21 protein-coding genes, 1 other RNA gene and 1 pseudogene are annotated in these 25357 nt (G+C 52.8%); 16 read left to right on the top strand and 7 right to left on the bottom strand.

Features of this window, described 5'->3' with window-relative positions:
- Positions 1-16: 16 nt before the first annotated feature.
- Positions 17-976 carry a M23 family metallopeptidase gene (locus KV190_RS07040; RefSeq protein ID WP_460192568.1) on the top strand — a complete coding sequence of 320 codons (960 nt, stop codon included), beginning with the start codon at positions 17-19 and terminating at the stop codon, positions 974-976.
- A gap of 10 nt (positions 977-986) precedes the next feature.
- On the top strand, positions 987-3095 hold the full coding sequence (locus KV190_RS07035) for a M3 family metallopeptidase (RefSeq protein ID WP_460192567.1): 2109 nt from the start codon (positions 987-989) through the stop codon (positions 3093-3095).
- Positions 3096-3120: 25 nt separating this feature from the next.
- On the opposite strand, the gene KV190_RS07030 is transcribed toward KV190_RS07035, so the two are convergent.
- Together KV190_RS07030 and KV190_RS07025 are read right to left on the bottom strand one after the other, a co-directional pair.
- A complete protein-coding gene (locus KV190_RS07030; RefSeq protein WP_460192566.1) occupies positions 3121-3816 on the bottom strand; it encodes a DUF3800 domain-containing protein in 696 nt (231 codons plus the stop codon).
- 219 nt (positions 3817-4035) lie between these two features.
- Positions 4036-4479 carry a DUF1810 domain-containing protein gene (locus KV190_RS07025; RefSeq protein WP_460192565.1) on the bottom strand — a complete coding sequence of 148 codons (444 nt, stop codon included), beginning with the start codon at positions 4477-4479 and terminating at the stop codon, positions 4036-4038.
- A 290-nt stretch (positions 4480-4769) separates the two neighbouring features.
- Here KV190_RS07025 and KV190_RS07020 point away from each other — a divergent pair, with 290 nt between their 5' ends.
- From KV190_RS07020 to KV190_RS07005, 4 genes are all read left to right on the top strand, one after another.
- Positions 4770-5537, top strand: a complete 768-nt coding sequence (locus KV190_RS07020) for a HEAT repeat domain-containing protein (RefSeq protein ID WP_460192564.1) — start codon at positions 4770-4772, stop codon at positions 5535-5537.
- A gap of 198 nt (positions 5538-5735) precedes the next feature.
- Positions 5736-6776 carry an AAA family ATPase gene (locus KV190_RS07015; RefSeq protein ID WP_460192563.1) on the top strand — a complete coding sequence of 347 codons (1041 nt, stop codon included), beginning with the start codon at positions 5736-5738 and terminating at the stop codon, positions 6774-6776.
- A 51-nt stretch (positions 6777-6827) separates the two neighbouring features.
- On the top strand, positions 6828-8045 hold the full coding sequence (locus KV190_RS07010) for a vWA domain-containing protein (RefSeq protein ID WP_460192562.1): 1218 nt from the start codon (positions 6828-6830) through the stop codon (positions 8043-8045).
- A 52-nt stretch (positions 8046-8097) separates the two neighbouring features.
- Entirely contained in the window at positions 8098-9426 is a 1329-nt protein-coding gene (locus tag KV190_RS07005; RefSeq protein ID WP_460192560.1) for a variant leucine-rich repeat-containing protein, read from the top strand.
- Between the two features lie 63 nt (positions 9427-9489).
- On the opposite strand, the gene KV190_RS07000 is transcribed toward KV190_RS07005, so the two are convergent.
- Entirely contained in the window at positions 9490-9705 is a 216-nt protein-coding gene (locus KV190_RS07000) for a DUF2949 domain-containing protein (protein ID WP_460192559.1), read from the bottom strand.
- Positions 9706-9946: 241 nt separating this feature from the next.
- Between KV190_RS07000 and KV190_RS06995 the strand changes: the two genes are divergently transcribed.
- The 3 genes from KV190_RS06995 to ssrA all read left to right on the top strand — a co-directional run bounded on the left by KV190_RS06995 (position 9947) and on the right by ssrA (position 12936).
- On the top strand, positions 9947-10711 hold the full coding sequence (locus KV190_RS06995; RefSeq protein WP_460195247.1) for a TPM domain-containing protein: 765 nt from the start codon (positions 9947-9949) through the stop codon (positions 10709-10711).
- Positions 10712-10795: 84 nt separating this feature from the next.
- Positions 10796-12496, top strand: coding sequence for an ATP-binding protein (locus KV190_RS06990; RefSeq protein ID WP_460192558.1), 1701 nt, complete (start codon positions 10796-10798; stop codon positions 12494-12496).
- Between the two features lie 54 nt (positions 12497-12550).
- Positions 12551-12936, top strand: a transfer-messenger RNA (tmRNA) gene (gene ssrA / locus KV190_RS06985).
- Here ssrA and KV190_RS06980 read toward each other — a convergent pair.
- On the bottom strand, positions 12934-14724 hold the full coding sequence (locus KV190_RS06980; RefSeq protein WP_460192557.1) for an N-acetylmuramoyl-L-alanine amidase: 1791 nt from the start codon (positions 14722-14724) through the stop codon (positions 12934-12936). The two genes, ssrA and KV190_RS06980, sit on opposite strands and share 3 nt — an antisense overlap.
- 252 nt (positions 14725-14976) lie before the next feature.
- On the opposite strand from KV190_RS06980, the gene KV190_RS06975 reads away from it, so the two are divergent.
- A complete protein-coding gene (locus tag KV190_RS06975; protein ID WP_460192556.1) occupies positions 14977-15486 on the top strand; it encodes a metal-binding protein in 510 nt (169 codons plus the stop codon).
- Here the strand turns inward: KV190_RS06975 and KV190_RS06970 are convergent.
- Positions 15483-15728, bottom strand: coding sequence for a DUF6439 family protein (locus KV190_RS06970; protein WP_460192555.1), 246 nt, complete (start codon positions 15726-15728; stop codon positions 15483-15485). The two genes, KV190_RS06975 and KV190_RS06970, sit on opposite strands and share 4 nt — an antisense overlap.
- Positions 15729-15871: 143 nt before the next feature.
- Between KV190_RS06970 and KV190_RS06965 the strand changes: the two genes are divergently transcribed.
- On the top strand, positions 15872-16456 hold the full coding sequence (locus KV190_RS06965) for a GerMN domain-containing protein (RefSeq protein ID WP_460192554.1): 585 nt from the start codon (positions 15872-15874) through the stop codon (positions 16454-16456).
- On the opposite strand, the gene KV190_RS06960 is transcribed toward KV190_RS06965, so the two are convergent.
- Entirely contained in the window at positions 16426-17676 is a 1251-nt protein-coding gene (locus KV190_RS06960; RefSeq protein ID WP_460192553.1) for an APC family permease, read from the bottom strand. The two genes, KV190_RS06965 and KV190_RS06960, sit on opposite strands and share 31 nt — an antisense overlap.
- A 103-nt stretch (positions 17677-17779) precedes the next feature.
- Here KV190_RS06960 and KV190_RS06955 point away from each other — a divergent pair, with 103 nt between their 5' ends.
- The 4 genes from KV190_RS06955 to KV190_RS06940 all read left to right on the top strand — a co-directional run bounded on the left by KV190_RS06955 (position 17780) and on the right by KV190_RS06940 (position 22052).
- Positions 17780-18838, top strand: a complete 1059-nt coding sequence (locus KV190_RS06955; protein ID WP_460192552.1) for a hypothetical protein — start codon at positions 17780-17782, stop codon at positions 18836-18838.
- 62 nt (positions 18839-18900) lie between these two features.
- Complete coding sequence (locus tag KV190_RS06950) at positions 18901-19848, top strand: F0F1 ATP synthase subunit gamma (protein ID WP_460192551.1); 948 nt, start codon at positions 18901-18903, stop codon at positions 19846-19848.
- Between the two features lie 91 nt (positions 19849-19939).
- Positions 19940-20929, top strand: a complete 990-nt coding sequence (locus tag KV190_RS06945; protein WP_460195246.1) for a glycosyltransferase family 4 protein — start codon at positions 19940-19942, stop codon at positions 20927-20929.
- Positions 20930-21002: 73 nt separating this feature from the next.
- Positions 21003-22052, top strand: a complete 1050-nt coding sequence (locus KV190_RS06940) for a SpoIID/LytB domain-containing protein (protein ID WP_460192550.1) — start codon at positions 21003-21005, stop codon at positions 22050-22052.
- 500 nt (positions 22053-22552) lie between these two features.
- Here KV190_RS06940 and KV190_RS06935 read toward each other — a convergent pair.
- Positions 22553-22801: pseudogene (locus tag KV190_RS06935) on the bottom strand (zinc ribbon domain-containing protein); the annotation flags it as partial.
- A 201-nt stretch (positions 22802-23002) separates the two neighbouring features.
- On the opposite strand from KV190_RS06935, the gene KV190_RS06930 reads away from it, so the two are divergent.
- Complete coding sequence (locus KV190_RS06930; RefSeq protein ID WP_460192549.1) at positions 23003-25237, top strand: glycoside hydrolase; 2235 nt, start codon at positions 23003-23005, stop codon at positions 25235-25237.
- Positions 25238-25357: the final 120 nt, after the last annotated feature.

The following is a 25357-nucleotide window of genomic DNA, read 5'->3' as shown; positions in this document are numbered from 1 at the left end:
TGTGATGGGGTGAACCATGATCGAGCAGCGCGTCATTGCCCTTGGGCTGACAATGGGTCTCTTGACCACCGCTTTGGGGACTCGCCAAAGTGTTGCCGAAACGATTCCTGCTGAACCAGAAGCGACTGCACCGATCCTTGTGAATCCTGTTCAACCGGTGGAGAGTGAGCCTCTGGTTTTCTCCACAGAACCCGTGGATCCACCCCCCGGCAGCGAACCCCTCGAAAACCTGAAGCCTGCTCGCTCTATCCCCGTGGTGATCCAAGAACGATCCACCGGCTGTCAGGCGATCGTTAGCGAGGGCATTCCCCACAACCTTTGCCAAGCCCAAGGTGCTCCACAACCCGCAGTGACCCCCACGGCTACATCACCTTCCGCCCTAGCTTCCCATCGCCCCGTGGTGGCTGCAAACCCAAGAAATTTTGTGCCATCTGCCCAAACGGCTGCGCCGGCCTATGTACGCCAGCCCTTTCTAGGCCCCAACCCCTTGCGTTGGCTAAGGGTCAACAATGGCCAAATGCTCTTTCCCTTGCCGTTTCCAGTGCCCATTACCTCAACCTTTGGCTGGCGCATCCATCCCATTTTTGGCGATCGCCGCTTCCATTCGGGAACTGATTTGGGCGCTCCTCAAGGGACACCCGTGCTGGCAGTTTTTGATGGCCGCGTGGTTGAGTCGAACTGGCTGGGGGGCTATGGCCTCACCGTAATTTTGCAACACCCGCCCGAACAGCACCAAACTCTCTATGCCCACCTCTCACAGCTTTTTGTCAATCCTGGTCAATGGGTGAAGCAGGGAGATGTTATTGGCCTAGTCGGCAGTACGGGCAACTCCACAGGGCCGCACCTGCACTTTGAAATTCATGAGATGACTGCTCAGGGGTTGATTCCCGTTGCCCCCGAAGCGCGGTTAGAATTGGCATTAGCACAGTTAAAGCAGGCGATCGCCCAAGCGCGTCAGCAATCGAATCGCAGTTAGTAGGACACCGATGGTTATCGCGACTTCCCCTCACACCGATAATCCCCTCTTGCGGGGCGATGGTTTTCCCCCCTTTGATCAGATTCAGGTGAGCCATGTTGAGCCAGCCGTGCGCCAACTGTTGCAGGAACTCACCCAAGAATTAGAGACCCTCGAGCAATCCTTCACCCCCACGTGGGAAGGGCTAGTGGAACCCCTCGAACGTCTGAGCGATCGCCTCGGTTGGACCTGGGGCATTGTCAGCCATCTCACGGGCGTCAAAAACAGTCCTGAACTGCGTCAAGCCTACGAAGCCGTGCAACCCCAAGTGGTGGAGTTCTATACCCGTTTGGGGCAATCGCGTCCCCTCTATGAAGGCTTTAAGGCACTAGCTGCCAGTCCAGACTTTCAGAGCTATCCCCCCGCGCGCAAACGCATTGTTGAGGCCGCCATTCGCAACGCCGAACACAGTGGCGTCAGTTTGACAGGAGCCGCCAAAGAGCGCTTCAACGCCATTCAACTGGAATTGGCGGAGTTATCTACCCAGTTTTCCAACAACCTTTTGGATGCCACCAAGGCCTTTCGCCTCAAGCTCACCCAACCCGATGAAGTGGCTGGACTTCCCCCCAGCCTACTGGCGCTGGCTGCCCAAACCGCTCGCCAAGATGGCATTGAGACCGCCACCCCCGAAACAGGGCCATGGCACATTACCCTCGACTTCCCCAGCTTTGGCCCCTTTATGCAGCACAGCCAACGGCGGGATTTGCGGGAGCAGGTCTATCGCGCCTACATTTCCCGGGCCAGCAGTGGTGAGTGGGATAACCGCCCCATTCTTGAGCGCATCCTTGCCCTGCGGGTCGAAGAGGCACAGCTTTTGGGATTCAACACCTATGCTGAACTGAGCCTTGCCAGCAAAATGGCCGATAGCGTCGCCAGTGTGGAAAAACTCCTCGAGGAACTGCGTCAAGTCAGCTACAGTGCTGCCGCGCGAGAACTGGAAGAACTGAAAGCCTTTGCTGCTGCCCAAGGGGCACCCGAAGCCAACGATCTGCAGCACTGGGATATTCCCTATTGGGCCGAACGGCAGCGGGAAGCCCGCTTTGACTTCAACGATGAGGAACTGCGTCCCTACTTTCCTCTTCCCCAAGTCCTTGAGGGGCTGTTTGGCCTAGTGAAGCGGCTCTTTGGGGTGACGGTGGTGCCAGCAGACGGGCAAGCCCCCGTTTGGCATCCCGATGTGCGCTTTTTTGCTATCCTCGATGAAAATCATCTGACGATCGCCCACTTTTACCTTGACCCCTACAGCCGTCCTGCCGAAAAACGCGGCGGCGCTTGGATGGACGATTGCCTTGGCCGTGCCAAATATCGCATTCAGGGGGAATGGCGGACCCGTTTACCCGTTGCCTACTTAGTCTGCAATCAAACGCCGCCCGTGGATGGCAAGCCCAGCCTGATGACCTTTAGTGAAGTGGAAACCCTCTTCCATGAGTTTGGGCATGGTTTGCACCACATGCTGACGCGGGTGGATGAAGCGGGGGCAGCGGGCATCAACAATGTCGAGTGGGATGCCGTCGAACTCCCCAGTCAATTTATGGAAAACTGGTGCTACCACCGCCCGACCCTTTTTGGCATGGCACGCCACTATGAAACCGGGGAACCGCTGCCAGAACACTACTACGAAAAACTGGTTGCTGCCCGTACCTATCGCGCAGGCAGTGCCCTATTGCGGCAGTTGCACTTTAGTTTGTTGGATTTAGAACTGCACCATCGCTATCGACCGGGGCAAGGAGAAACTCCCCAACAGGTGCGCGATCGCCTAGCGCAGACAACAACCATTTTGCCCCCCCTGCCCGAGGATGCCTTTCTCTGTAGCTTTGGCCACATTTTTGCTGGGGGGTATGCGGCGGGTTACTACAGCTATCTGTGGGCAGAAGTTCTCAGTGCCGATGCCTTTGCCGCCTTTGAGGAAGCAGGCCTAGACAACGAGCAAGCCATTGCTGAAATGGGGCGACGCTATCGCGAAACCGTGCTTGCCCTTGGCGGCAGCCAACCCCCCATGGAAATTTTCAAAGCCTTCCGAGGCCGTGAACCGATCACCGAACCCCTGCTCCGTCACCGAGGCTTATTGTCAAAAATTTAGTTAGACACAAGAAAACTATTACGGTTTATTCCAAAATATGTAAACCGTGGACAACACCTCCTTCTGAATCAAATCTGGACTCGATGATAGAAAAAAAAGAATGATCATCTTTCTCAAAACGCCTAAAGACAGCATAGGCGATTAAATCAGCAAGTTGAATTAATCTTGATGCTTTTGAATCCAAAAAGAGAGGAACTTCTGAAAAGTTTCTAATTACTCCCCAAGTGTATCCAATTGTTCTAAAGTCAGTTGCTAGGGATTGAATGGTAGTCTCATAAGTGGATTTGTCAAAAATAATGATTCCTCTTTGCGTATCTCTTCGATTATTGTGAAGCCTTACCAAATACCTGTCAAATCTACTTGCTAGTTGCTCAAATGCAAGCTCTACCGGATCCTGAGGAGATACCAAAGATTTTTTAATGACGCTAGCAAACAATCGATTACTAGGATGGGACTTGACAAAAATCTCTAAGCTATCTTTTATTGCCTGATGTCGTTTCTCTTTGGAATATAGTCTCCATCTTCCCCTACCACCAAACATTGGGCTGCCATGTAACTCAATTGCTACTGGGTCAGCAGGATCAAACCTCTCTGCAATTTCATCAAGCTGCTTTGCGATCCAGTATCCTTGCCGCTCAAATACACAGAAGCCAGCTAAAACAAAATACTTTTGATTAGAGTCGCAGACTGAACCAGACTCATCGGCGTAGAGTAAATACACCCGAGCGTACGCAGTTTACAAAATTAAATAAAGATTCAGTCAAGGGAAGACCTAGCTTCCACGATCCGAAAGGGTCAGATCTCTTGACTGCGCTTTTTATTATAACGGCTATCACTACGTATTTTCAAGGCTGTGGAAAAACTTAATTTGTAAATCACAAAACTTTTAAGAAATGATCGCTCCGCGTTTGATCGAACCACTCAAAAAATAACGTTGGGGCTAGGCTTCATTGCGGTTGACTGCGAGAAGTTGGAGGGTCTTTGGATCGGGCTGGCCAGCAAAGAACTGACTCAAGGCTTGTTGAAACAGTTGATCCTCCTCATCGACGGCGGCGAAGAGGGTGAGGCAAGACCTGAACTTCAAAGCGTCAATTTCCCCAAGTATGGCGGCAGCCGACCGTGTCTTGTGCGAGCAGATTGCAGCGACACACTCTCGGAGGCGGGGTCTAAGGATTGGGTGTTGAATGTAAGCCCGAGCTTCGGTGAGGTCAGCGATTCCATACTCGTAGGACATGGCGCTCCTGCCTAGACCGCGAAGCTGAGGTAGGATGTACCACATCCAGTGACCTTGTTTCTGTCCTCGCCGTAGCTCTGAAAGCGCGGTCTCGTAGGTCTCTGCTTGAGCCAGAAGGAAGCGGTCGAGGGACGAAGAGGGGCTGTTCATGGGTGACCTTCTCCTTCACTAACCTAAGAGTATAGTGAAAGCTTCCAACATCGCTATCGGAATTTGCTGCTTGACAGGCTGACGATTGGCTTACTTTTCTAGTATGCGTTTACCCTGCCTCGTAATTATGGGAATCTTGACAGAATTACCATTCATGAATAAAATCTAGTGAAATTTTTAATCTCCCAAGGCCGCAGCTTTATTACTATTTTTCATGAAAAGTATTGACCTACAGTGTTGATCCCTAGACATCAAGCAGTAATTTTAAGAAATGAGAGCAAAGATACTGTATGAGTTCTCGGCGCATTATTAACCAACTCACGGCCACTGACCAGCCTGATACCGACATGATTATGGTTGCGGCACAGCATCCTGACCCCAAAGTGCGCCAGTGTGTAGCACAGTTGGCTGCCACGCCAGCAGAGATTTTACAGATGTTGGCTAATGATCGAGATGAAAATGTCCGCCTTGCGGTTGCTGCCAATGGCAATACCCCTGCTGATGTTCTAGAGGCTTGGCTATCGGAAGCTCAAGGCAATAAACCGTTAGCAGAAGCTCTGGCCCAGAACCTCAGTGCATCCCATGCTCTCCTGAAAACTTTAGCACAACACCCAGAGGCCAATGTCCGCCGTAAAGTGGCGATGAATCCCCAGACCCCTCCAGTTACCCTCTATGAACTGGCTGAGAAATTTCCGGGGGCAGTAGCTCGCAATCCTGTGATGGAACTCCTTGTGCTCCAAGACAGCGAACTACAGAGCATCAGTGATGAAACCTTAATACGAATATTAAAGCTTACAGAGCCGCCGACTTGGGCATTGACAGTTGCAGTCCAGCGTCAAAACTGGGAAGTGAGACAGCAGGCGGCTGAGGCAACAACGATTCCTCCTGAACTCCTCGAAACCCTTGCTGAGGATGAGGATTGGGATGTCCGCGCAGCAGTAGCGGGGAACCCGAAGACTCCCCCCTCTGCCCTCGAAACCCTTGCGAAGGATGGGAATAGGGATGTCCGTAATGCAGTGCGCTGGAACCTACAAACATGTCTAGATCGAAAGCAGTAGAGAGGAATTCTTGATCAATGACTTTCTGGACTTACGGTGGGGGAGGCTTTGCTGTGTGCGGCGGACTCTGTTCCTGTGCATACTTTACTCAACACAGATGGATAATTTATTGAAGCGGTTGAACAGCGAGCCAGATCGCTCAAGTCCTTCTCTCCCTCAATACCGACAGCCCAATTCTGCAGATGTGAGGTTTTTGGCATGACACCCGCCGAATTAGAACAGTTTTTGAACTCATTGGTTCAGCATCAATTGGAAGACATGAGCCTCATGATTTGGGGCCCCCCCGGAATTGGTAAGTCGAGTATTGTGGCGCAAACCGCCCAGAAGTACGGCTTAGATTTTATTGATCTACGCTTGAGCCAACTGGCACCAACGGATTTACGAGGCTTGCCTGTGGCATTACCTAAGTCCTCCCACGAGAAAACAGAGGGGATTTCTGTCTGGTATCCACCGGAGTTTTTGCCCCGTGACGGTAAAGGTATCTTGTTTCTGGATGAGTTGAATATGGCGCCCCCTGCCCTACAAGGGGTAGCCCAACAGTTGATTTTGGATCGGCAGGTGGGGAGCTACCGTGTGCCCCAAGGCTGGTACATTTGGGCAGCGGGTAACCGCAAGGAAGATCGTGCGGCTGTGTATGAAATGCCTGCGCCCCTAGCGAATCGCTTTATCCACCTTGAAGTGGAGGTGAACTTTGATAGTTTCAAAGCCTATGGATTGCAGCAAGGGCTGCATGAATACTTGCTTGCTTTTCTATCGTTTCGTCCAGAATTGCTCCACAAATTTCGCCCAACAGCATCCGCTTGGCCTTCTCCGCGTTCTTGGTTTATGGCCAATCGCCTGTATCAGGCTGGCTTGAGTATCGCCCCTGCGGTTGGCGAGGGGGTTGCCGCAGAATTCAATGCCTATGTCAAAATCTACGAATCCTTACCTGATCTAGAGGCGATTCTGATAGGTCAAGGCGCCTCGATTCCTTTTCCTCAAGAACCCTCACTGCGCTATGCCGTGACCATTGGTCTGACGGTACGCCTGAAAACCGCTGAAGAAGCTCTCAATGCCTTTGACTGGATGGAAAAGAAAGCTCCAGCCGAGTGGGTGCGTCTCTATGCGGTGGATATGTTGCGACAAATCGAGCATAAACAATTGATGGGTCGCTTGGTCGTGTTACTCAAACAACGGCCTACGTCAGGACTACAAAAGTACCTACAGGAGTTTAAGACAATCATCATGACTACGCTGTAGGGATTTTTCAATTCACCATTGATTAATAGAAGACTTGTCATGAAAACACAGATGACTGCTGACAAAGCCTACAGTTATGCCATGACTCGGCTACAGATGCACAATCCTTTCTTCGGCACACTGGCCTTATTTGCACAGGCTTATTTCACTGATTCAGTGCCCATTGCAGCCACGAATGGTAAGTCCCTGTATCTCAATCCTGAGGTATTTGTAAGCTTGCCTCGAAAGCAGCAGGATGCAGTCATTATCCATGAAGTTTTACACATGGCTTTGCTCCATGCAGTGCGGCGCGGTACACGAGATCAAACCCTTTGGAATATCGCTGCCGACATCGTGGTCAATGGCATGATTCGCAATCAAGAGCACTTAGAATTACTGCCGGGGAGTTTGATTGATCCAGACTTGGAGCGATTTGATGTTGAGGAGGTGTACGCCTGCCTACAGAAACGGGGAAAGACAAAGAAACGGGGAAAGGCCAAGAGTTCAAATGGTTCACAAAGAATAAAAAATGACTTACCCGCCGAACAACGGGACTTACTGGAGGAAGGATTGCCCGATGCTAAGCCCGTCAATGGCGGTGAGGGTGACGGCAATGGGCATGAGCACAGTGGAGTGCTCGATCAGGAATGGCTGCATGAAATAGAAGCTTTTTGGCGGCAGGCACTCCAACAGGCAATCTGTATTGCTGAACTGAGTAAACAGCGAGGAACACTTCCAGCGGGTATTGAACGATACTGCCGTGACTTGCGTCGTGGGCAGGTCGATTGGCGGACACAACTATGGCGCTACTTGGTGCACACACCAACAGATTTTCAGGGATTCGATCGCCGGTTTGTCTATCACAACTTGTACATTGAAACCCTCATTGGTGAATCCGTCTTGGTGTATGTGGCTGTTGATACGAGTGGTTCGGTAAGCGATGACCTCATTGCCCAGTTTTTAGGAGAAGTCACAGGGATTTTGGCGGCTTACCCCCACATTAAAGTGGAACTTTACTATGCAGATGCTGATATTTACGGCCCCTACGAGCTAGATACAGCGAGCCAAATTCCCAAGCCTCAAGGGGGCGGTGGTACAGATTTCTGTCCATTTTTCACAAAGGTAGCGGAGCGCTGGGATGGGATGACCGATGGTGTTTGTGTTTACCTCACCGATGGCTATGGTAATTTCCCTGAGGAACCGCCGCCGTTGCCAGTCCTGTGGGTCGTGTGTCCGGGCGGCTTGGACACGGCAGACTTTCCTTGGGGTGAAGTGATTCGTCTTATTTAGAATCTTTTGTTATCATTTAATAATGTTATTTATCAAAAGGGCGCTAGATAGAATGGCAGATAGCTTTCAAAAAGATTGTTCTGAGTGGCAGGCGATCGCCCTTGATCCGAAAACTCCAGCGGAGCAATTATGGGCATTGGCCATGAGAAATGATGCTTTGGCCGTCTTGGTCGCACAAAATCCGGCGATTCCGATTTCCCTGATTGAACGACTTGTTGAGAAAGGCAAGCCTGAGATTTTACGAGCACTGGCGAGTAATCCACAAACCCCCAAAGAGATTCTACTACCTTTGGCTGAGCACTTTCCTGAAGAGGTTTTTGCCAATCCTGTTCTTGAAATTTTGTGGCATCTTGATCCAGACTTAAAAGACCTCTCTCTATCTGCACTGAGAGCATTACTTCTGAATCCCAAAACGGCTGATTGGGCTTGGTTTCTTGTTCCTGATCGAGAAAGGCACAGTGGTAATTTGGATGATCTGAGGACATTGTGGTTTACCCTGAAGGAGGTGGCAGCAGCGCCTGAAACTCCTTTGAGTGTGCTTAACCATTTGTTAAACTTCTCAAAAGAAATCGTTGCAGATCGCCTCAATTACATCGATAACAAAAGCTATGGTATTTTTTCCCCCCCAAATCGCATCCGCAGTCTAAGCTCTAGGATCCAAGAGACCATTGGTGCTCGAACCGATATCCCCGTAGAACTTCTGTGTCAGTGGGCACAAGATAAGGATCGCTGTTGCTCTGGGTTAAGGAAAGGAATTGCTAAAAATCCTAATTGTCCTATTTTTTTACTGGAGGAGCTGATCCATGACCCTATAGACAGCGTCCGTTGCGCGGCTGCGGAAAACCCCAATTTACCCATTCAGTCCATGGTTGAAATAATGCGAGATTACGGATCTGAGGGTACAGAGCAAGTTATGTTCAATGTCAGAGCCTGGCTTGCCTCAAACCCTAATTTACCTCGTGAACTACTGATGCAACTACTCAATGATTCAAGTCATAGTGTCCACGTTGCCTTAGCGAACCGTCCTGATTTACCTGAGGAAGCGATAGAGACTTTAAGCCGTCACGAGTCAATAGAAGTTATTGCCGCCCTTTCCCAAAAAGATATTTGTGCCGATTTGATTCGGTTAGCCAGTAATCCGCAAACTGATGGCGATCGCCTGATTGAGTTGTCTCATCACTGGAATCTAAAAGTTTTGCTAGCATTGGTCAAAAATCCAATGACACCTCCCATTGCTCTCAAACAAATTGGCTCTCATCCCCATCTAAAAAGTAACCATCTTGAGGAAATTGTCTTTGGCTTACTGGAACATCCTAGCTGTCCAAACGAGGTTTTTGAAAAGGCCTTGGCTGTTGTGAGAGCAAAAGATAGCTCATCCTAGCCCTAATGTGCGACAAATTGCACAGCAAAAGCTGGCTGAATGGCAGGAGACTAGTCACGAGTCCTAGGGAGAAATGTGGGAAGAGCGATCGCCCCGCGTTTGATCGAGCCACTCAAAAATCCGATCCAACTGCTCCAGTGTAATCAATCCGTACTGCCAAAGAATGATCGGCAAAGATCCGCGCTGCTGTTGCCATTGACGCAAAGCCATCGCAATACTCTCTGGTGGCAGTGCCAGTTCCTGTTCAAGGTATTGCAGCAGTTGAGGAGAGTAGGGCATCGCAGGTGAGGAGTGACTAATGAGACAGGGACAACAAAACTTTTAGGCTTGCAGTATAGCAATGGGATTCTCAGGATAGGGTGAGTTTAACAAAAGCTGCATATTGTCTGAGAAGACGCTGGGGCTGATTGCAATGTTTCGCAGCATACCCTTAAGATAATTAAAAAAGATGCCCTATTTGTAAATTTTTATTACGATGCTTCAACAAGTCCGGCGCTGGTTTCGCCAAATTGGTTTAGTGATGGTGCTTGTGAGCTGCTGCTGGTTGGGCGCGATCGCCCCTGCCCATAGCTTCAACAATCCAGAGTTGTTGCCCGCGGAGCCAACCAATGTCGTTGATTTAGCGCAGATTCTGACACCCGTTCAAAAGGAACGCCTTGACAGCGAACTGGCAGAATTTGAAGCACAGACGGGCTGGAAATTGCGCGTCCTCACCCAGTACGATCGCACCCCCGGCTTAGCGGTGCGGGACTTTTGGGACCTAGACGATCGCAGTATTCTGCTGGTGGCCGATACGCGCGGCGGCAATCTTTTGAACTTCAATGTTGGTGACACCGCCTACCGCGTCCTCCAGCGCACTTTTTGGGTTGAGTTGCAAACCCGCTTTGGCAATCAATACTTTGTCCGCGACAACGGCGAAGATCAGGCCATCCTGCAATCACTTCATGCCATTGAAACCTGCCTCTCCCAAGGCGGATGCCGTGCCGTACCGGGATTACCCCAAGAGCAATGGATTCTCACCCTTGCCACCTCCATCTTTGGCGGCATCATTTTGGGCTTTGTGGCTCGCCCCCGCCGTGCAGATCAAAAAGTCGCTTGGAAGTGGATTCTCCTCTTTTCGCCGCTGTGGGGGATGCTTTTCTTTGCCTTTGGCCTTGGCCCTGTTCTGGTGCGTACCCAAGAATGGCTACCCGTTCTGCGCAATGTCGCTGGTTTTGCCTTGGGTGCCATTGTTGCCTTTTTGATTCCTGCTCCCAGTGGGCCACCGCCAGTGCTTGAGGAATAGGCACCTTACAACCCTTGACCAGAAAATCGCGTAGGATTGGGGTTAACCACACTACAACTTTGGTTGGGGAACCCGTCCTGTGCCATGAATAGTCATCATTCCTCGCGTCACATTGTCGGCATTGTCAAAGGCCCCGGAGATAGCGGTAGCGAGTACGTCTTTATTACGGCTGATGCCCAGCCCGTGCGAATGGGTGAATTTGTCTATTACGAGTTGAGCCATTCCCCAAGTGGGACCTCGAACTCCCATGCTGCTGCTGTTCATCAAGTCTTGGGCAAGATTACTGGCTGCCGTCTGATAGAGCATCTACCGGATCGGATGTTTGCTGATCACGAACTGAATCCCGGTGCGGTGGCTGCCCTGATTGGTTTTACCTGTGAACCGGCGGAACTCTACGAGATGACTGTAGAAGTGATGGGGGAATTTCATGAGGTCTTTGGCTTTAATAATCTGCGGCGGCTGCCCCTGCCCGGTGCCAAGGTCTATTTAGCGGAAGATAAACTACTGCGGCGGGTTCTCAACAAAAAACAGCCAGAGGTGCCGGGGGCGGCTCATATTGGGTCGCTGTTGTTGCGCGAGGAGGGGGCCGTTCCCATTGCCCTCGATGTGAAGGAACTGGTGAGTACCCATGTGGCCATCCTTGCCGGCACAGGGTCAGGGAAATCCTATACAGCAGGGGTTTTGGTGGAGGAGTTGCTGTCGCCGAAAAATCGAGCCGCAGTGCTGATCCTCGACCCCCACGGTGAATACCACACGCTGGCGCAACTGAGGGGACATGAAGCCTTTCAGGGGGAGGATGGCTATCAACCTCAGGTGAAAATTATTACGCCCGAGCAGGTGAAAATTCGGGTTTCTTCCCTAGAGTTTCACGATATTCTGACGCTGCTTCCCCAGATGAGCGATCGCCAGCAGGCCATTCTCAAAAAAGCCCACGATGAAGTGCGCCGCCTCTATCCCAATGGCCGTTGGAGTACGCAGGACTTGATTGCAGCGGTCTATGCTGTGGATCGTGTTGAAGATGAAGAGGGCAATGTCAAGCAGGGTTCCTCTGCTGATGCTTTGGCTTGGAAGTTGGAAAAAATGCAGCGCTCTGACTATTTCCATGCCTATGAGCACCTGCCACCGCAGGACTTATTTACCCCCGGCCAAGTGACGATTCTGCAAATGAATGAGATTCCCCTTGAGGAGCAGCAGGTCATTGCCACAGCAATTTTGCGCCAAACCAACCATGCCCGCATGAATACCCAAAAAGACCGCGTTTCTGAAGGGGATGAGCAATACTTACCCTACCCAGTCTTTATTTTGATTGAGGAGGCACATCGCTTTGCCCCTGCCCATGAACCCTCGCAATGTAAGCGGGTGCTGCGCACGATTCTCAGTGAGGGCCGTAAATTTGGACTTGGGGTGGGACTGATTACCCAGCGTCCCGGCAAACTCGATAGCGATGTGCTCTCCCAATGCATGAGCCAGTTTATGCTACGGATTGTCAACCCCGTGGATCAAGAGAGCCTCAAACATGGCGTAGAGGCGGCGGGTCGAGATTTGCTCAAAGAACTGCCTGCCCTGAGTAAGGGGCAAGTGATTATTGCGGGTGCCTGTGTGAATACCCCTGTCCTCTGTCGGGTGCGGCAACGCTTGACGACCCATGGGGGTGACACACTGGATGCCCCTGCCCTATGGCAAGAGTATTTTGCCCAACATAAACAGTTGGATCGCATGGTGGCGATGGCAGGCCCAGCACCCCGTCCTAAACCGCGAACCATTGGCCGGCGATCGCTCGAATAACGACCTGTTGTCAACTCCAAAAAAATGCGCTAGCTTAGGGGTAGCTCTACACAAGGGGCTGAAACGGCTTCGACGTCCTAGTGAAAGTTGGGCTGTGATACAGGTCGAGAGTGGGCTATCTCTCGTTAATCCAGAGTCCAAACCAAAAGTAACTGCGAACAACATCGTTCCTTTCGCTCGTAAAGCTGCTGCGGTAGCCTAAGACCTCTAAACAGGTTCGAGCACTCGTTGTCTGACTCCGTTAAGGGCAGCGGGTTAACCCCAACGGATGCGCTAGGCAGTTCTCTCTGGTGGGCTGTTTAGCAAAGACTCTACCAGAGCATCCTACTGTTCGGGATAAGGAGCAGTTCCCGCCTGAGGGTCAGAAAGGCTAAGCCTGTGAATGAGCAGTCGATGAATAGCTAGGGCGGACACGGGTTCGACTCCCGTCAGCTCCATTATCGTCCCTGTAAAAAGTTGAGAATGCCTTGGGCGATCGCCCGTGCCATTTGCGTCCGCCAAGCAGGATTCTGGAAGTTGGCAGCATCCTCTGCGCCCGTGACAAACCCTGTCTCGACAAGGGCAGAATCCATTGACGTATTGCGGATGACGTAGAATCGCGCGGATCGTACCCCGCGATCGCGAATGTTCAAGGAACTGAGAATACTATTGTGAATGGCGGATGCCAAACGACTTGAGCGTCCGGGGGCAAAGTAGGTTTCTAAACCATTGACATCGGGGCGAGCCAGACTAATGGCATTGGCGTGAATACTCACAAAGGCATTTGCCCGTGCCCGTTCCGCAATGGCGACCCGAGGAGCCAAGTCTAAGTCAATGTCTGTGGTGCGGGTCATAATCACCTGCACACCCTGCTGTTGCAAAAATTGGGAAACTTGCAGGCTGATATCGAGAACAATATCCTTTTCACGAATGCCGCCAATACCAATGGCACCGGGATCGCGTCCACCATGCCCGGGATCAATGACCACCACAAACCGGCCGCGGGGGACGGGCTGACTGGGGGGCTGGGTGGTTGCCGTGGGGGGGGTATCAATGGGTGTTGGGGCACTCGTAGGCGAGTCATTCGCTCCTTGGATTTGCACCACAAAGGCTTCCGCAGAGAGGGGGCGAGGCCCAAGGATACGAAAGTTCGGTGCTGGCGTCAGGAGAATAGAAACGGTTTGATTATCCTCTTGGCGAAATTCAATATTGCTGAGGGGACTACCAGTGACAAGGCGGGGTTCGCGCAGATTGCTGTCCAACTGTGCTTGCCGTAGGCGAATGCGATAGCGATTGCCTTCCCAGCCCACGTTATAGAAAACGGTGCGATCGCCCTGAATCAGCAACTCGCGTCCCCCCAGATCAACGCGCTGGATCGTTGTGAGGGGAGTTTGAGCACTGGCCGCAGGAATCACACTAGGGCGTTGGGACGGTGGCGGAGGTGGGGGTGTAATGGCCGTAGTTGAAGGCACAATCACAAAGCCATCATTACGGGGCGTCACTTGCCAATCGGCATCTTGGGGGTCAATGTCGAGGGTAATTTGGACTTGGCGATTGCTCTGAGTCCGTACCTCTGCCCGGACACGATCCCGACCAAAGCGGCGCAGTTCCAACCGCCGAGGACTAAAGTTGCGAATGAGTTCACTATTGCTGAGGAGAATTTCAATGCGATCGCGCCGAGGGCGGCGAAGGGTATAGCTTCCTTCGGGCAGGGGGCGATCGGCTAGCACCAGAAAACCCGTGGCATCTGCCCGCCAACTTCGCACTTGCAGCGGCCCTGTGGGCGTTACGGGAGGAGACGGTGGGGGCGGCGGCGGTAACGAAACTGTTTGCTGCTGGGGTGTGGGCAGTTGCACCAACCAGTTATTAGCTGTGACTCCCCGAAAGCGCACCTGCTGCGGATCAATTGTAAAACCAGCCGCATATTCCACCACAATCCGCGTGGTTTGGGGGTCAAACTGGGCAACCCGCACTTGGCGAATGGCACCACTGTAGTTTTGCGTAATCTGAGGGCTACCGAGAACCACGCCCGGCAAGTCAATGACAAGACGGGTCGGGTTATAGACCAATTCAGCACGGGGCTGAACAGCGCGTTCCGTGCGAATTTCCAGTTGATTGGTGGCGGGGTTGAGTCGCCACAATTGTAGGCGGCCGGCTGAGGCAGGCTGAGCCATGACCAGTGCAGTAGCGGGTGCCCATAGCAAACTCACCACAGCTCGAAATTGCCAAGAACGCCACGGTTGATCCATTCACGCTTCCTCCACCAGCGATGCACAACACACTGCCAAGTTGGCTAGCCAAGCCGCTCGCTCAAACGTGCTCAGCATAATTGATCGGGGACAGGTCTGTGAACTGGCACACCCTGCGATTTAGTTTTGCGCGATCGCCCTTCATCAGATTCAAATTTCAGCTTGGTTCAAGTCCACTTAGACGCACACTGGAGCCAATGAGTTCTCCCATTGCATGATCCAGCCTGTTTTGCCGTAGCTTTGCCCTAGGAAATGTCTGCGGAATCCTCAATGCCCAGTGGCCGTACCCACGATCGCCTCACTTGGATCGGCATGCCCCTTGTGGGCTTCACCGCCAGTGCCCTCACCCGTGACTGGATATGGGGGGCGATTGCCAGCAGTAGTTTTGGTATTGGCGGCTTTCTCCTCAGTCCAGACCTCGATACCCCCTCCTTGCCCTACTACCGTTGGGGCTGGCTGCGGGGAATATGGCTACCCTACCAAAAAGCCTTTCACCATCGCTCCTTTTGGACCCATGGCCCAGTGGTGGGCACGGTGATTCGGTTGCTCTATCTCAGCTTTTGGTTGGGGTTAGGACTGGGTCTTGTGGCCGGAGTTGCCGCATTCACAGGACACCTTTCCCTTGTGCAGGAATGGCTACATCGTTGGCAGGGAATCGACTGGCGCTGGGGAGTTGCGATCGCCCTTGGCCTAGAGCTATCGGCACTGCTCCATGTCACAAGCGATCTGGTGGTTTCCCAGTGGCGACGCTGGCACCGCTAATGGTGGTGCGTAGGGCAAGGCGGCGCACTAATGGAGCGATCGAGCCAACCCACTGCCTGTTGGAGATGCGCCAATGCCTCAGCATCATTTTCCTTAAGGAGATAGACCAGAGCGGCAGCCGCTTGTTCGAGGGCACGAGCACGGCGATTTCCCTTGAGGCGATGCCAATCTTGGGGAGCAATCCTAACCGCATCAAGGAGGGCAGTGGCCAGTTCTGCTGCACGGGGAGTCGTTTGCACCATGACTTAAACTTGATCTAAAGGGAGAACTATCCTCTAGTTTAAGCAGTGGGCAACTGCCCCTAACGCCACAGGCACTGGAACTTTACCCTTGAATCATAGCGTCTAAGGTAAAGGCAGGTGCATCCCGCCAAGGAGAGATCGTGATGGTAGCAAAAGTCACCCGCTCCCGCCCCACCTTGATTGTGCTGGCGGTTATTGGCCTTGCCTCGGCTGGTACAGCGGCATGGCTAACCTTGAGTCCCCCCCGGCAGGGAGATCCGGTTCCTAATCCGGCGGAAGTTGCCCAGCAGCAGGAAACTCAAATCTTTTGGGTTAAAAATGAAGGGGACACCCTCGTTTTAGTGCCCTCTACGGTACGGATCACTACCCCAGCAACACGGCCAGAACTCTTTATTCAATCTCGCTTGGAGCGGCTTTTGGCGGGTCCTGCCAATCAAGATGTCACCACCAGCATTCCGGAAAATACCCGTGTCAATCGTGTAGAAGTCAAAGCCGATGGCATCCATGTGGATCTCTCCCCAGAGTTTACCAAAGGTGGGGGAAGTGCTTCGATGCAAGCGCGCCTAGGACAGCTACTGTACACAGCAACAGTAAGTGATCCCAATGCGCCAGTTTGGATTTCCATTGGGGGTGAACCCCTGCGCGTCTTGGGGGGTGAGGGGCTAGAAGTGACGCAACCGATGACCCGGCAAGACTTTCAAACGGCCTTTGCCCTCCGTACCCAGTAGTGCCAAGCAAGTCCAAGAAGAATGAGACCCCACCCCGATAGCCACACTTGGCCTTCGACCCAAAAGGCCAGCCCTAGACAGCCGATTAAACCGGCAACCGCAAGCCAGCGGGGAAATTGTGGCTCCTTCAGTTGCAGTGTGGCGAGGTTGGTAATGGCGTAGTAAATCAGGACGCTAAAGGCACTAAAAGACCACGTAGTTTTTACATTGCCAATCAGGATCAAGAGGGCAATCCCGCCACTGACAGCAAGAATGGCAGCAACAGGTTGTTTTCCTTGGGCTGGAATCTGAGCCAAACTTGCCGGTAAATCTCGCCGTCGCGCCATTGCCAACACCACACGGGAGAGGCCGAGCAACAGATTGAGCAAAATCCCCACCATGGCCGCGATCGCCCCCAAAGCAATGAGAGGGGGCAGCCAAGGCACGCCAAAGGTACTGGCCACAACCTCTAGGGAGGCAACAGTGGTGCGGTTCGCTGAAGCATGACTGCCGAGGACAACGAAAGTGACACTCAGGTACAGCAGCAGAACAATGGCAATGGTGAGCACAATGGCGCGGGGAATGGTTCGCCGAGGGGTTTTGACCTCCTCCGCTAGCACAACAATACGGGCATAGCCTGCATAAGCGACAAAGAGCAGTGCCGTTGCTTGGAGAAGATTCTTGAGCGAGAGTGGTTGCGATGCTGCTGGCCAAAGTGACCCTCCCTGCGGTTGGACGTGGCCAATGCCCACAAAGAGCAACAAGCTCGCGAATGTGACAAGCAGAATCCCCAGATTCACTTGCGCCGATCTCCGGATGCCCAAAAGCACCACACAGGTCAAGACTGCCAGTAGCCCCAGAGCAGCCATGACTTGCCAGCGCCCGCTGTTGTCCTCTAGGCCAAGCCATTGGAAAAGATAAGCCATAGACCCAAGGGCGGCAGTGGCTGCGGAAGCCGATTTGGCCAGTAAAAACATCCACCCCGCTGTAAAGCCGAAAGGGGGAGAAAGATAGCGATACCCATACTCGTAGGTACCCCCACTCACAGGATGGGAAGCGGCCAATTGGGCACTACTGAGGCCATTACACAGCGCGATCGCTGCTGCTAGGATCAGGGCGATCAATACCCAAGGGCCGGCGAGGTCGGTGGCAATGCCTAAACTGACAAACAGCCCCGTACCAATCATTGAGCCTAGACCCGTTAAAATAGCGCCCCACAGTCCCAGTTCGCGTTTGAGCATGCCGGTTAGTTCGAGAACTGACAGACGCCTTCTAGCCTAGAGGATAGGGACGGCGATCGCTATAATTGGAGCAATTCTTAGCACTCGCGCAGGTATCAGGATCATGGCCAGTCCAGAACCCCCTAGCAACCAACCCGACGACCTCCTAGAAAACATCATCAGTGATTTGGGTGAGTTGGACGAGCCTCCCGCACAAGACATTGATCTCAATTCCCTGACCGCTGAATTGGAGTCGCTCACCCTGACCGCAGAACAGCGGGCGATCGCCCAAAACCAAGCCCTACAGGAGCAAATTAGCCAGCTCACCGCAGAACTGAACAACGTTCAACAGCAGCGAGATCAACTGAGCCAAGACCTTGCCCGCCTTCAGCAGCAGCATGAAGCCCTCTTGGCCAAGATGAAAGAATTAGGGACGCCAGCGGTAGAAGCAGCCCCCCTTGAAGCGGAAATTGCCCGCCTCCGTGAAGAAAACGCCACCTTGAGCGGCCTGCGGCAAAATCTTGAACAGGAACTGGCACAGGCTCTCATTCAGCAAGACGAACTTCAGCAGCAACTGGCAACGCTGCAACTGCAAGCCTCCCAGATTCAGGAACTGCAAAGTCAAGTGGCAACCCTGCAATCCCAAGTCTCACAAATTCAAGAACTTCAAGATCAACTGGCCTCACTGCAAACAGAAAAAACCGCTCTCGAACAACAACTGCAAACCCTCTTGGCTGCTTCACCACCCGCTCCTTTAGAGGATACCGCCCTTCTCGGCAATCCCCCAGACGCCGGCTTTGCCCAACAACTGGCGGAGATAACGCGGCAACTCACCCAAGTGGAAAGGGAGCGCGATCGCCTGCAAGAGGAACTTGCCCAAGCGCAAAATGAACTGCACGGCCTGCAACATGATTTAGAGGTGCTGCGCAACCAATCCTCAACCGTTGTCCCCACTGAACTCACCCTTGCTGCCCAGGAAAATTACCGCCTGAAGCGACAACGGCGGCGGCGTGACACCGTGCTTTGGATCAGTGGCATTGCGGCAACGGTGGTTTCTGCCTTGAGTGTCAGCTTAAATCTCCCGCAGCCCATTGGCCGCATCATTCCCCCTGTCGCTGCTTTGGCCGTGCCTGTGATCACAACGCTGGTTGGTAGGGGTGGGTCAAGTGAAAAGACTGCTTAGGCGATCCCCCTCTGGGCTAAAATCTTAGGGCAGGGACGCTTTGCTTAGGAGTTTAGATTACCGTGCCCAATCTCAAAGCTATTCGCGATCGCATCAAAACGATTAAAGATACCCGCAAAATTACCGAAGCTATGCGCCTCGTGGCGGCAGCAAAAGTTCGCCGTGCCCAAGAACAAGTCATGGCGAGCCGTCCCTTTGCCGATCGCTTGGCTCAGGTGCTCTATGGCTTGCAAACCCGACTGCGCTTTGAGGATGCCAATTTACCGCTATTGGCCAAGCGTCCTGTGAAGACGGTGGCGCTGCTGGTGGTGACGGGCGATCGCGGGCTGTGCGGTGGTTACAATGCCAACGTTATTCGCCGTGCCAAGGAGCGTACCCAAGAACTCGAAGCCGAGGGCGTCAAGTATATTCTGGTGATTGTTGGTCGCAAGGCAGCCCAATACTTCCAGCGCCGTGATTATCCCATTGATGCGGTGTATTCTGGCCTAGAGCAAATCCCCTCCGCCAGTGAAGCGGGTCAAATTGCCAGTGAACTGCTCTCCCTCTTTCTTTCGGAAACGGTGGATCGGGTGGAACTCATCTACACCAAGTTTGTCTCCCTGATTAGTTCAAAGCCCGTTGTCCAAACCCTGCTCCCCCTCGATCCCCAAGGGCTAGAAACCGCCGATGATGAAATTTTCCGCCTGACAACCCGTGGCTCCCATTTGGAAGTCAACCGCGAGAAAGTCACCTCGACGTTGCCTGCTCTACCCCCTGACATGATTTTTGAGCAGGATCCGGTGCAAATTCTCGATGCCCTGTTGCCTCTCTACTTGAATAACCAGTTGCTACGGGCACTGCAAGAGGCCGCCGCCTCGGAATTGGCAGCGCGGATGACGGCAATGAATAACGCCAGCGATAATGCTCAAGCGCTGATTGGAACCCTCACCCTCTCCTACAACAAAGCGCGTCAAGCTGCCATTACCCAAGAGATTCTGGAAGTGGTAGCGGGTGCTGAGGCCCTGCGCTAGGAGTTGACCTCTGAAGCTGCTTTTTGTTTCCACTTCGGTTGGCCCTCTGGGTACAGGTAAAGGGGGCGGTGTTGAATTGACGATCCTCAATATGGCTCAGGCCTTGGGCGATCGCCAGCACACTATTCATATCCTTGCCCCCGAAGGTTCCCACTTGTCAGTGGCGGCAACCATTGAACCAGTAGCGGGCGCCCTTCAAGTGCCAGCGCAGCATCAAACCCGCGATCAACCGATTACACTGCCGCCCAATAGTGTGTTAGCCAATATGTGGGCACGGGTGCGGCAGCTTCAGGATCAATTTGATGTCATTGTCAACTTTGCCTACGACTGGCTCCCCTTTTACCTGACGCCTTTTCTCAGCCGTCCTGTGGGGCATCTGGTGAGTATGGCTTCGGTTTCCGATGTCATGGATCAGGCGATCGCCCGTGTCATTGATGACTATCCGGGAACCATTAGTGTCTATACCCGCACCCAAGCGGCCACCTTCCCCTTTGGCGATCGCTGTGTGTGTTTGGGCAGTGGTCTTGATCTGTCGCTCTATGAGTTTTGTGCAGAGCCAGAGGATGCCCTGTGCTGGCTGGGGCGCATTGCTCCCGAAAAAGGACTCGAAGATGCTGTTGCCGCCGTTAATGTCACCCGCACCCCTTTGAAAATCATGGGGCAACTGCAAGATATAGACTATTGGCAGCGCATCCAAGCCGACTACCCCGATGCCCCGATTGAATATTTGGGATTTTTCCCGACTCGGGAAATGCAGGCACGGTTGCGGCGGTGTCGTGCCCTCCTGCTCACCTCCCGCTGGATTGAAGCCTTTGGCAATGTGGTCATTGAGAGCCTCGCCTGTGGCGTTCCTGTCATTGCCTACGATCGCGGTGGGCCGAGTGAAATTGTCCGTGATGGTCAAACTGGGTTTCTCATTACCCCGGATTCTGTCGAGGCCTTAATTGCCGCCATTGGCAAAATTGATCAAATTGATCGGGCGGCCTGTCGGCAGCAGGCGGAACAGGAGTATAGCTTAGCTGTTTATGGGGATAGGGTGGAGCAATGGCTACAGCAGGTAGCAGCTTCCTCTCTGCCCTAAACCAGCAAATTTGCATGGCAACTTCCGTACTCCCCTATACAATAGGCAAGGTGCGAGTGGAGATGACACCTGAATGGGCTGGGTTCTGTTCCAAGGGACAAAGCGAGGACACTCACCCTTGCTCATTTCCTTTACAATGGCCACGATCGCTAGTGCGGGCCTAGGGTTCTGGTTTTTGCGGAGCCTATCCCCGACACCGATGGCTCTCTCAGAACCAATGCCTTTACCTGACCCAGTTAAACTTGAACGACCTCTGCCCCGGCCGATTTTGGATGGCCGCGATCCCCTACTGGCCACTGTCCCCAATAAAGCCCCCCAACCACCAGCGGCTACCTCTACCCACGCCAAGGCAATGTTGCCCACAGTGCCCCCTCCTGCCCTGCAACCCGTGCCTCCGAGCCAAGGCCCTGCCCCTCAAGTGCGGGTGGCGATCGCCCGCGATCAAAATCAACTGACCGTTGGTACCGCCGTAGCCACCGCCGTCACCAATGATCAACAGCAAGTAATGACGCAGCTTGCCCCTTCCCAAGGGGTTGTGGTTACAGCTCGGGATGGCTTTTTGCTCTGGAATGGCCAACCCCTTGCCCCCTCCCTCTGGATTCGCCCTAGCAATCAACTGACGTTTGTTGGCGGGAAATGGTATCGCGGTGTCGTCCGCCTCATTGCTCAAGGAAACACGGTTACAGCCGTCAATCAAGTGGACTTGGAACAATACCTCGTCAGTGTCGTAGGTTCAGAGGTCTATCCCGACTGGCCAATGGAGACCCTCAAAGCCCAAGCGATCGCCGCCCGTTCCTATGCCCTTGCCCAAATGTTTCAACCCGCTAGCCGCTTTTTTGATCTGGGGAACGATGAGCGTTGGCAGGTGTATCGTGGGATTGAAACCGAGTGGAACACCACTCAAGCGGCAGTCCAAGCCACCCGGGGCATTGTTCTCACCAAAAGTGGACGAGTGATGGTTTCGATGTATGCGGCAACCGACGACATTGTGCGGGATGTGTTTGGCGGGCGTGGCATGAGTCAGACGGGTGCCTATGAACTGGGCAAGCGCGGCTACAACCACCTGCAAATTTTAGGCACCTACTATCCGGGGGCGGGTCTATCGCAACTGCAAACCCAATAACTCTTTGGAGGCCAAGTCCATGAAATCTGATCCATCATAAACTTCGCAAGGGAACTGCCACTATAGCGTAGCTGAGCGGTACGGGGAATTGCGGGTCTGTCCTTGAGATTCAGACTATAATCGACAGCATGATTCTCACCTACGAGTACCGCATCCAACCTAACAACGACCAAGAAGCTGTGCTGCTACGGCAACACTGGAACTATTGCTTGGGACAAAGACTCGATTGGTTGCATCGCACTCGCTGCTTCATTGTTCGATGCTCTTTGGTCTCTCAGCCCATCGGTGAGATTCCTGAATGTCCAACCTACTACTCTCAAGCCGCACAACTGAAACAGACGAAAGAACTGTTTCCTGAGTACAAACAGATTTATCACAAGGTACAACAACAGAACTTACTCAGGTTAGAGAAGGCGTGGCAGCGTTGGCTATTTCCTGATGCTGCATTTGCGCATCAAGAGGCAAAGAAAAGATTTTCACTACAAGGAGGCCTATCAACTATGACCGCCACGAGTGCAGGTTGTGCTGGTATAGGCCTTAGAAACCTCAGCCACGATGACGCCACGCTTTTGTGCTTGGAACTTCAGAAACTGCTTAAACCGATAATGCGCCCATGTCAGCATCGCTCGTGCAGTTCTGCTACCGAATTTCCGACCCGCCTTGGCCACCATGTCGGCAGTCTCAAACGTCGCCAGAAAAATCAAACGGTAGTTTGTCGTCAACCAGTGAGCCACCTGCTTGTGACACTGAGAATATCAGCAATTAGCTCAGCGGAGAGAACATCGTTGGTTTTGTGTAAAATCCTTAAATCCTTGGTGTAACCCATACCTTAGAAAAGGGCTATATTAAGATTTTTACTGCTTTTGACATCTTACGTAACAAAGTGGTGGTGGAAGAGACTCCCCTGAAATACTAGAGAAAGAGTCCTAAGTACTGGGGGCAAGTTTGTTGTGGCGTATCCCTTGCACATTGCCTTCATTTGGCACCAGCACCAACCCCTCTACAAAAGTTGTCGTACCGGTCAATACTTGCTCCCTTGGGTACGGCTCCACGGCACCAAGGATTACTTAGATCTGATCTTGATCCTTGCCAAATATCCCCGCCTCAAGCAAACCGTCAACCTTGTCCCCTCACTGTTGCTGCAAATTCAGGACTATATCAACGGTACGGCCCTTGATCCCTACCTGACAGCGACACTGACGCCAGTCGAGCAACTCACGGATCAACAGCGCTGGTTTATCATTGAGCATTTCTTTGATGCCCACCACCGCACGATGATTGACCCCCATCCCCGCTATCGGGAACTCTACGAGCAGCGGCAAACTCACGGCAAAACATGGTGTTGGCAAAATTGGCAGCCCCAAGATTATGGCGATTTGTTGGCGTGGCACAATTTAGCGTGGATTGATCCTCTGTATTGGGAGGAGCCAGAGATTGCCCAATGGTTGTCCCAAGGGCGGGATTTTAGCCTGAGCGATCGCCAGCGGATCATTGCCAAACAGCGGGACATTCTTGGCCAAATCATTCCCCAGCATCGCGCCCTTCAAGAGGCGGGTCAAATTGAAGTCACCACAACCCCCTATACTCACCCGATTTTGCCCCTCTTGGTGGATACCGATGCCGCAAAAGTAGCCGTTCCCAATATTGCCCTGCCCCAACAGCGGTTTCAATATCCCGAAGATGTCCCTCGGCATTTGCGGCGGGCGCGAGTTCTTTATGAACAATTCTTTGGGCGATCGCCCCGCGGACTGTGGCCCTCAGAGCAATCCGTGAGTCCAGCCATTCTTGAACCAATTGTCGAGCAAGGGTTTGAGTGGATTTGCTCCGATGAAGCAATCTTGGGCTGGACAACGGGAACCTATTTTCACCGCAACGAAGCAGGGGTTGTCCAACAGGCCAATGTTCTTTACCAGCCCTATCGCCTGACCACGACCAAAGGGGATCTCAACATTGTCTTTCGTGATCATCGCCTCTCGGATTTGATTGGCTTTACCTACAGTGCCATGGCACCGGAAGCAGCGGCAGCGGATCTGCTCAAGCAGCTTGAGGGCATTCGCCAGCAACTCATTGCCCATGAAGGAACTGGCCAGTCTAGTTTACAGCAACCATGGCTTGTGACCATTGCCCTCGATGGTGAAAACTGCTGGGAGTACTATCCCCGCGACGGCCTGCCCTTCTTAGAAAAGCTCTACCAAGGCCTGAGCGAGAGCGAGCACTTTGCCTGTGTTTCTGTGGCGGAGTATCTGCAACACTATCCGCCGCGTGCGGTGATTTCGGGTTCTGCTCTCCACAGTGGCTCTTGGATTGATGGCAATTTCTGTACGTGGATTGGCGATCCGGTCAAAAACAAAGCTTGGGACTATTTAGCGGCTGCCCGCCAAACCCTTGAACGCCACCCCGAAGCGACAGAAACAAACAATCCAGCGGCATGGCAAGCCCTTTTGGCGGCTGAAGGCTCTGACTGGTTTTGGTGGTTTGGTGAAGGCCACTCCTCGAACCACGATGCCATGTTTGATCAGCTTTTCCGTGAGCATTTGATGGCGCTCTACACGGCATTGGGGGAGCCAATTCCTGAGGTTCTCAACGATCCCTTAGAAGTCCACGAAGCCAAGGATACCTATCCACCCCAAGGCTTTATTCACCCTGAGATTGATGGGCGCGGTGATGAGCAGGACTGGAACTTTGCCGGACGGATTCAAATGGGTGGCAGCCGCGGGACGATGCACCGCCAAACCCTGATCAATCGCCTCTGGTATGGGGTGGATCACCTCAATATCTATCTCCGTCTTGATGCCCCTAGCCAAAAACAGCCCTTTGGGAATGACATCAGTGCCCTGCACTTTTGTTGGTACTACCCCAACATGGTGACGTACAATAGTCCCCTCTCTGACCTGCGAGATTGCCCCGACGCAGCCCCCCTCAACTACCTGTACCACCATCAACTGGTGATTGACTTTGAAAAACAACAGATGACCTTCAAGGAGGCGATCGCCAACTACCAGTGGGAAGAGCGACCCAGCCATGCCCGCTATGCCTTGGGCATCTGCCTAGAGGTAGCCATTCCTTGGGCAGATCTGCACCTGCATCCCGATTGTGGTCTGCATCTATTGATTGTGTTGGCACAGGATGGCTATTACTTAGATCATCTGCCCACAGAGCAACTGCTCTTTTTGACTACACCTTAGACCTTGCGGGGAAGCGTTAACAACAAGAGAGCGCTTAGGCTTGGCAATGCAGCTACGGCTGAGGGCAAATAATTTGCAGCGAGAAATTATTTTCTGCGTACCAAAGTTCTGTAAGCTCAG

This window comes from Thermosynechococcus sp. FA-CM-4201 (genome assembly GCF_054689355.1).
The sequence above is the reverse complement of the archived record's forward strand: the minus strand, read 5'-3'. Positions and strand labels throughout refer to the sequence as shown.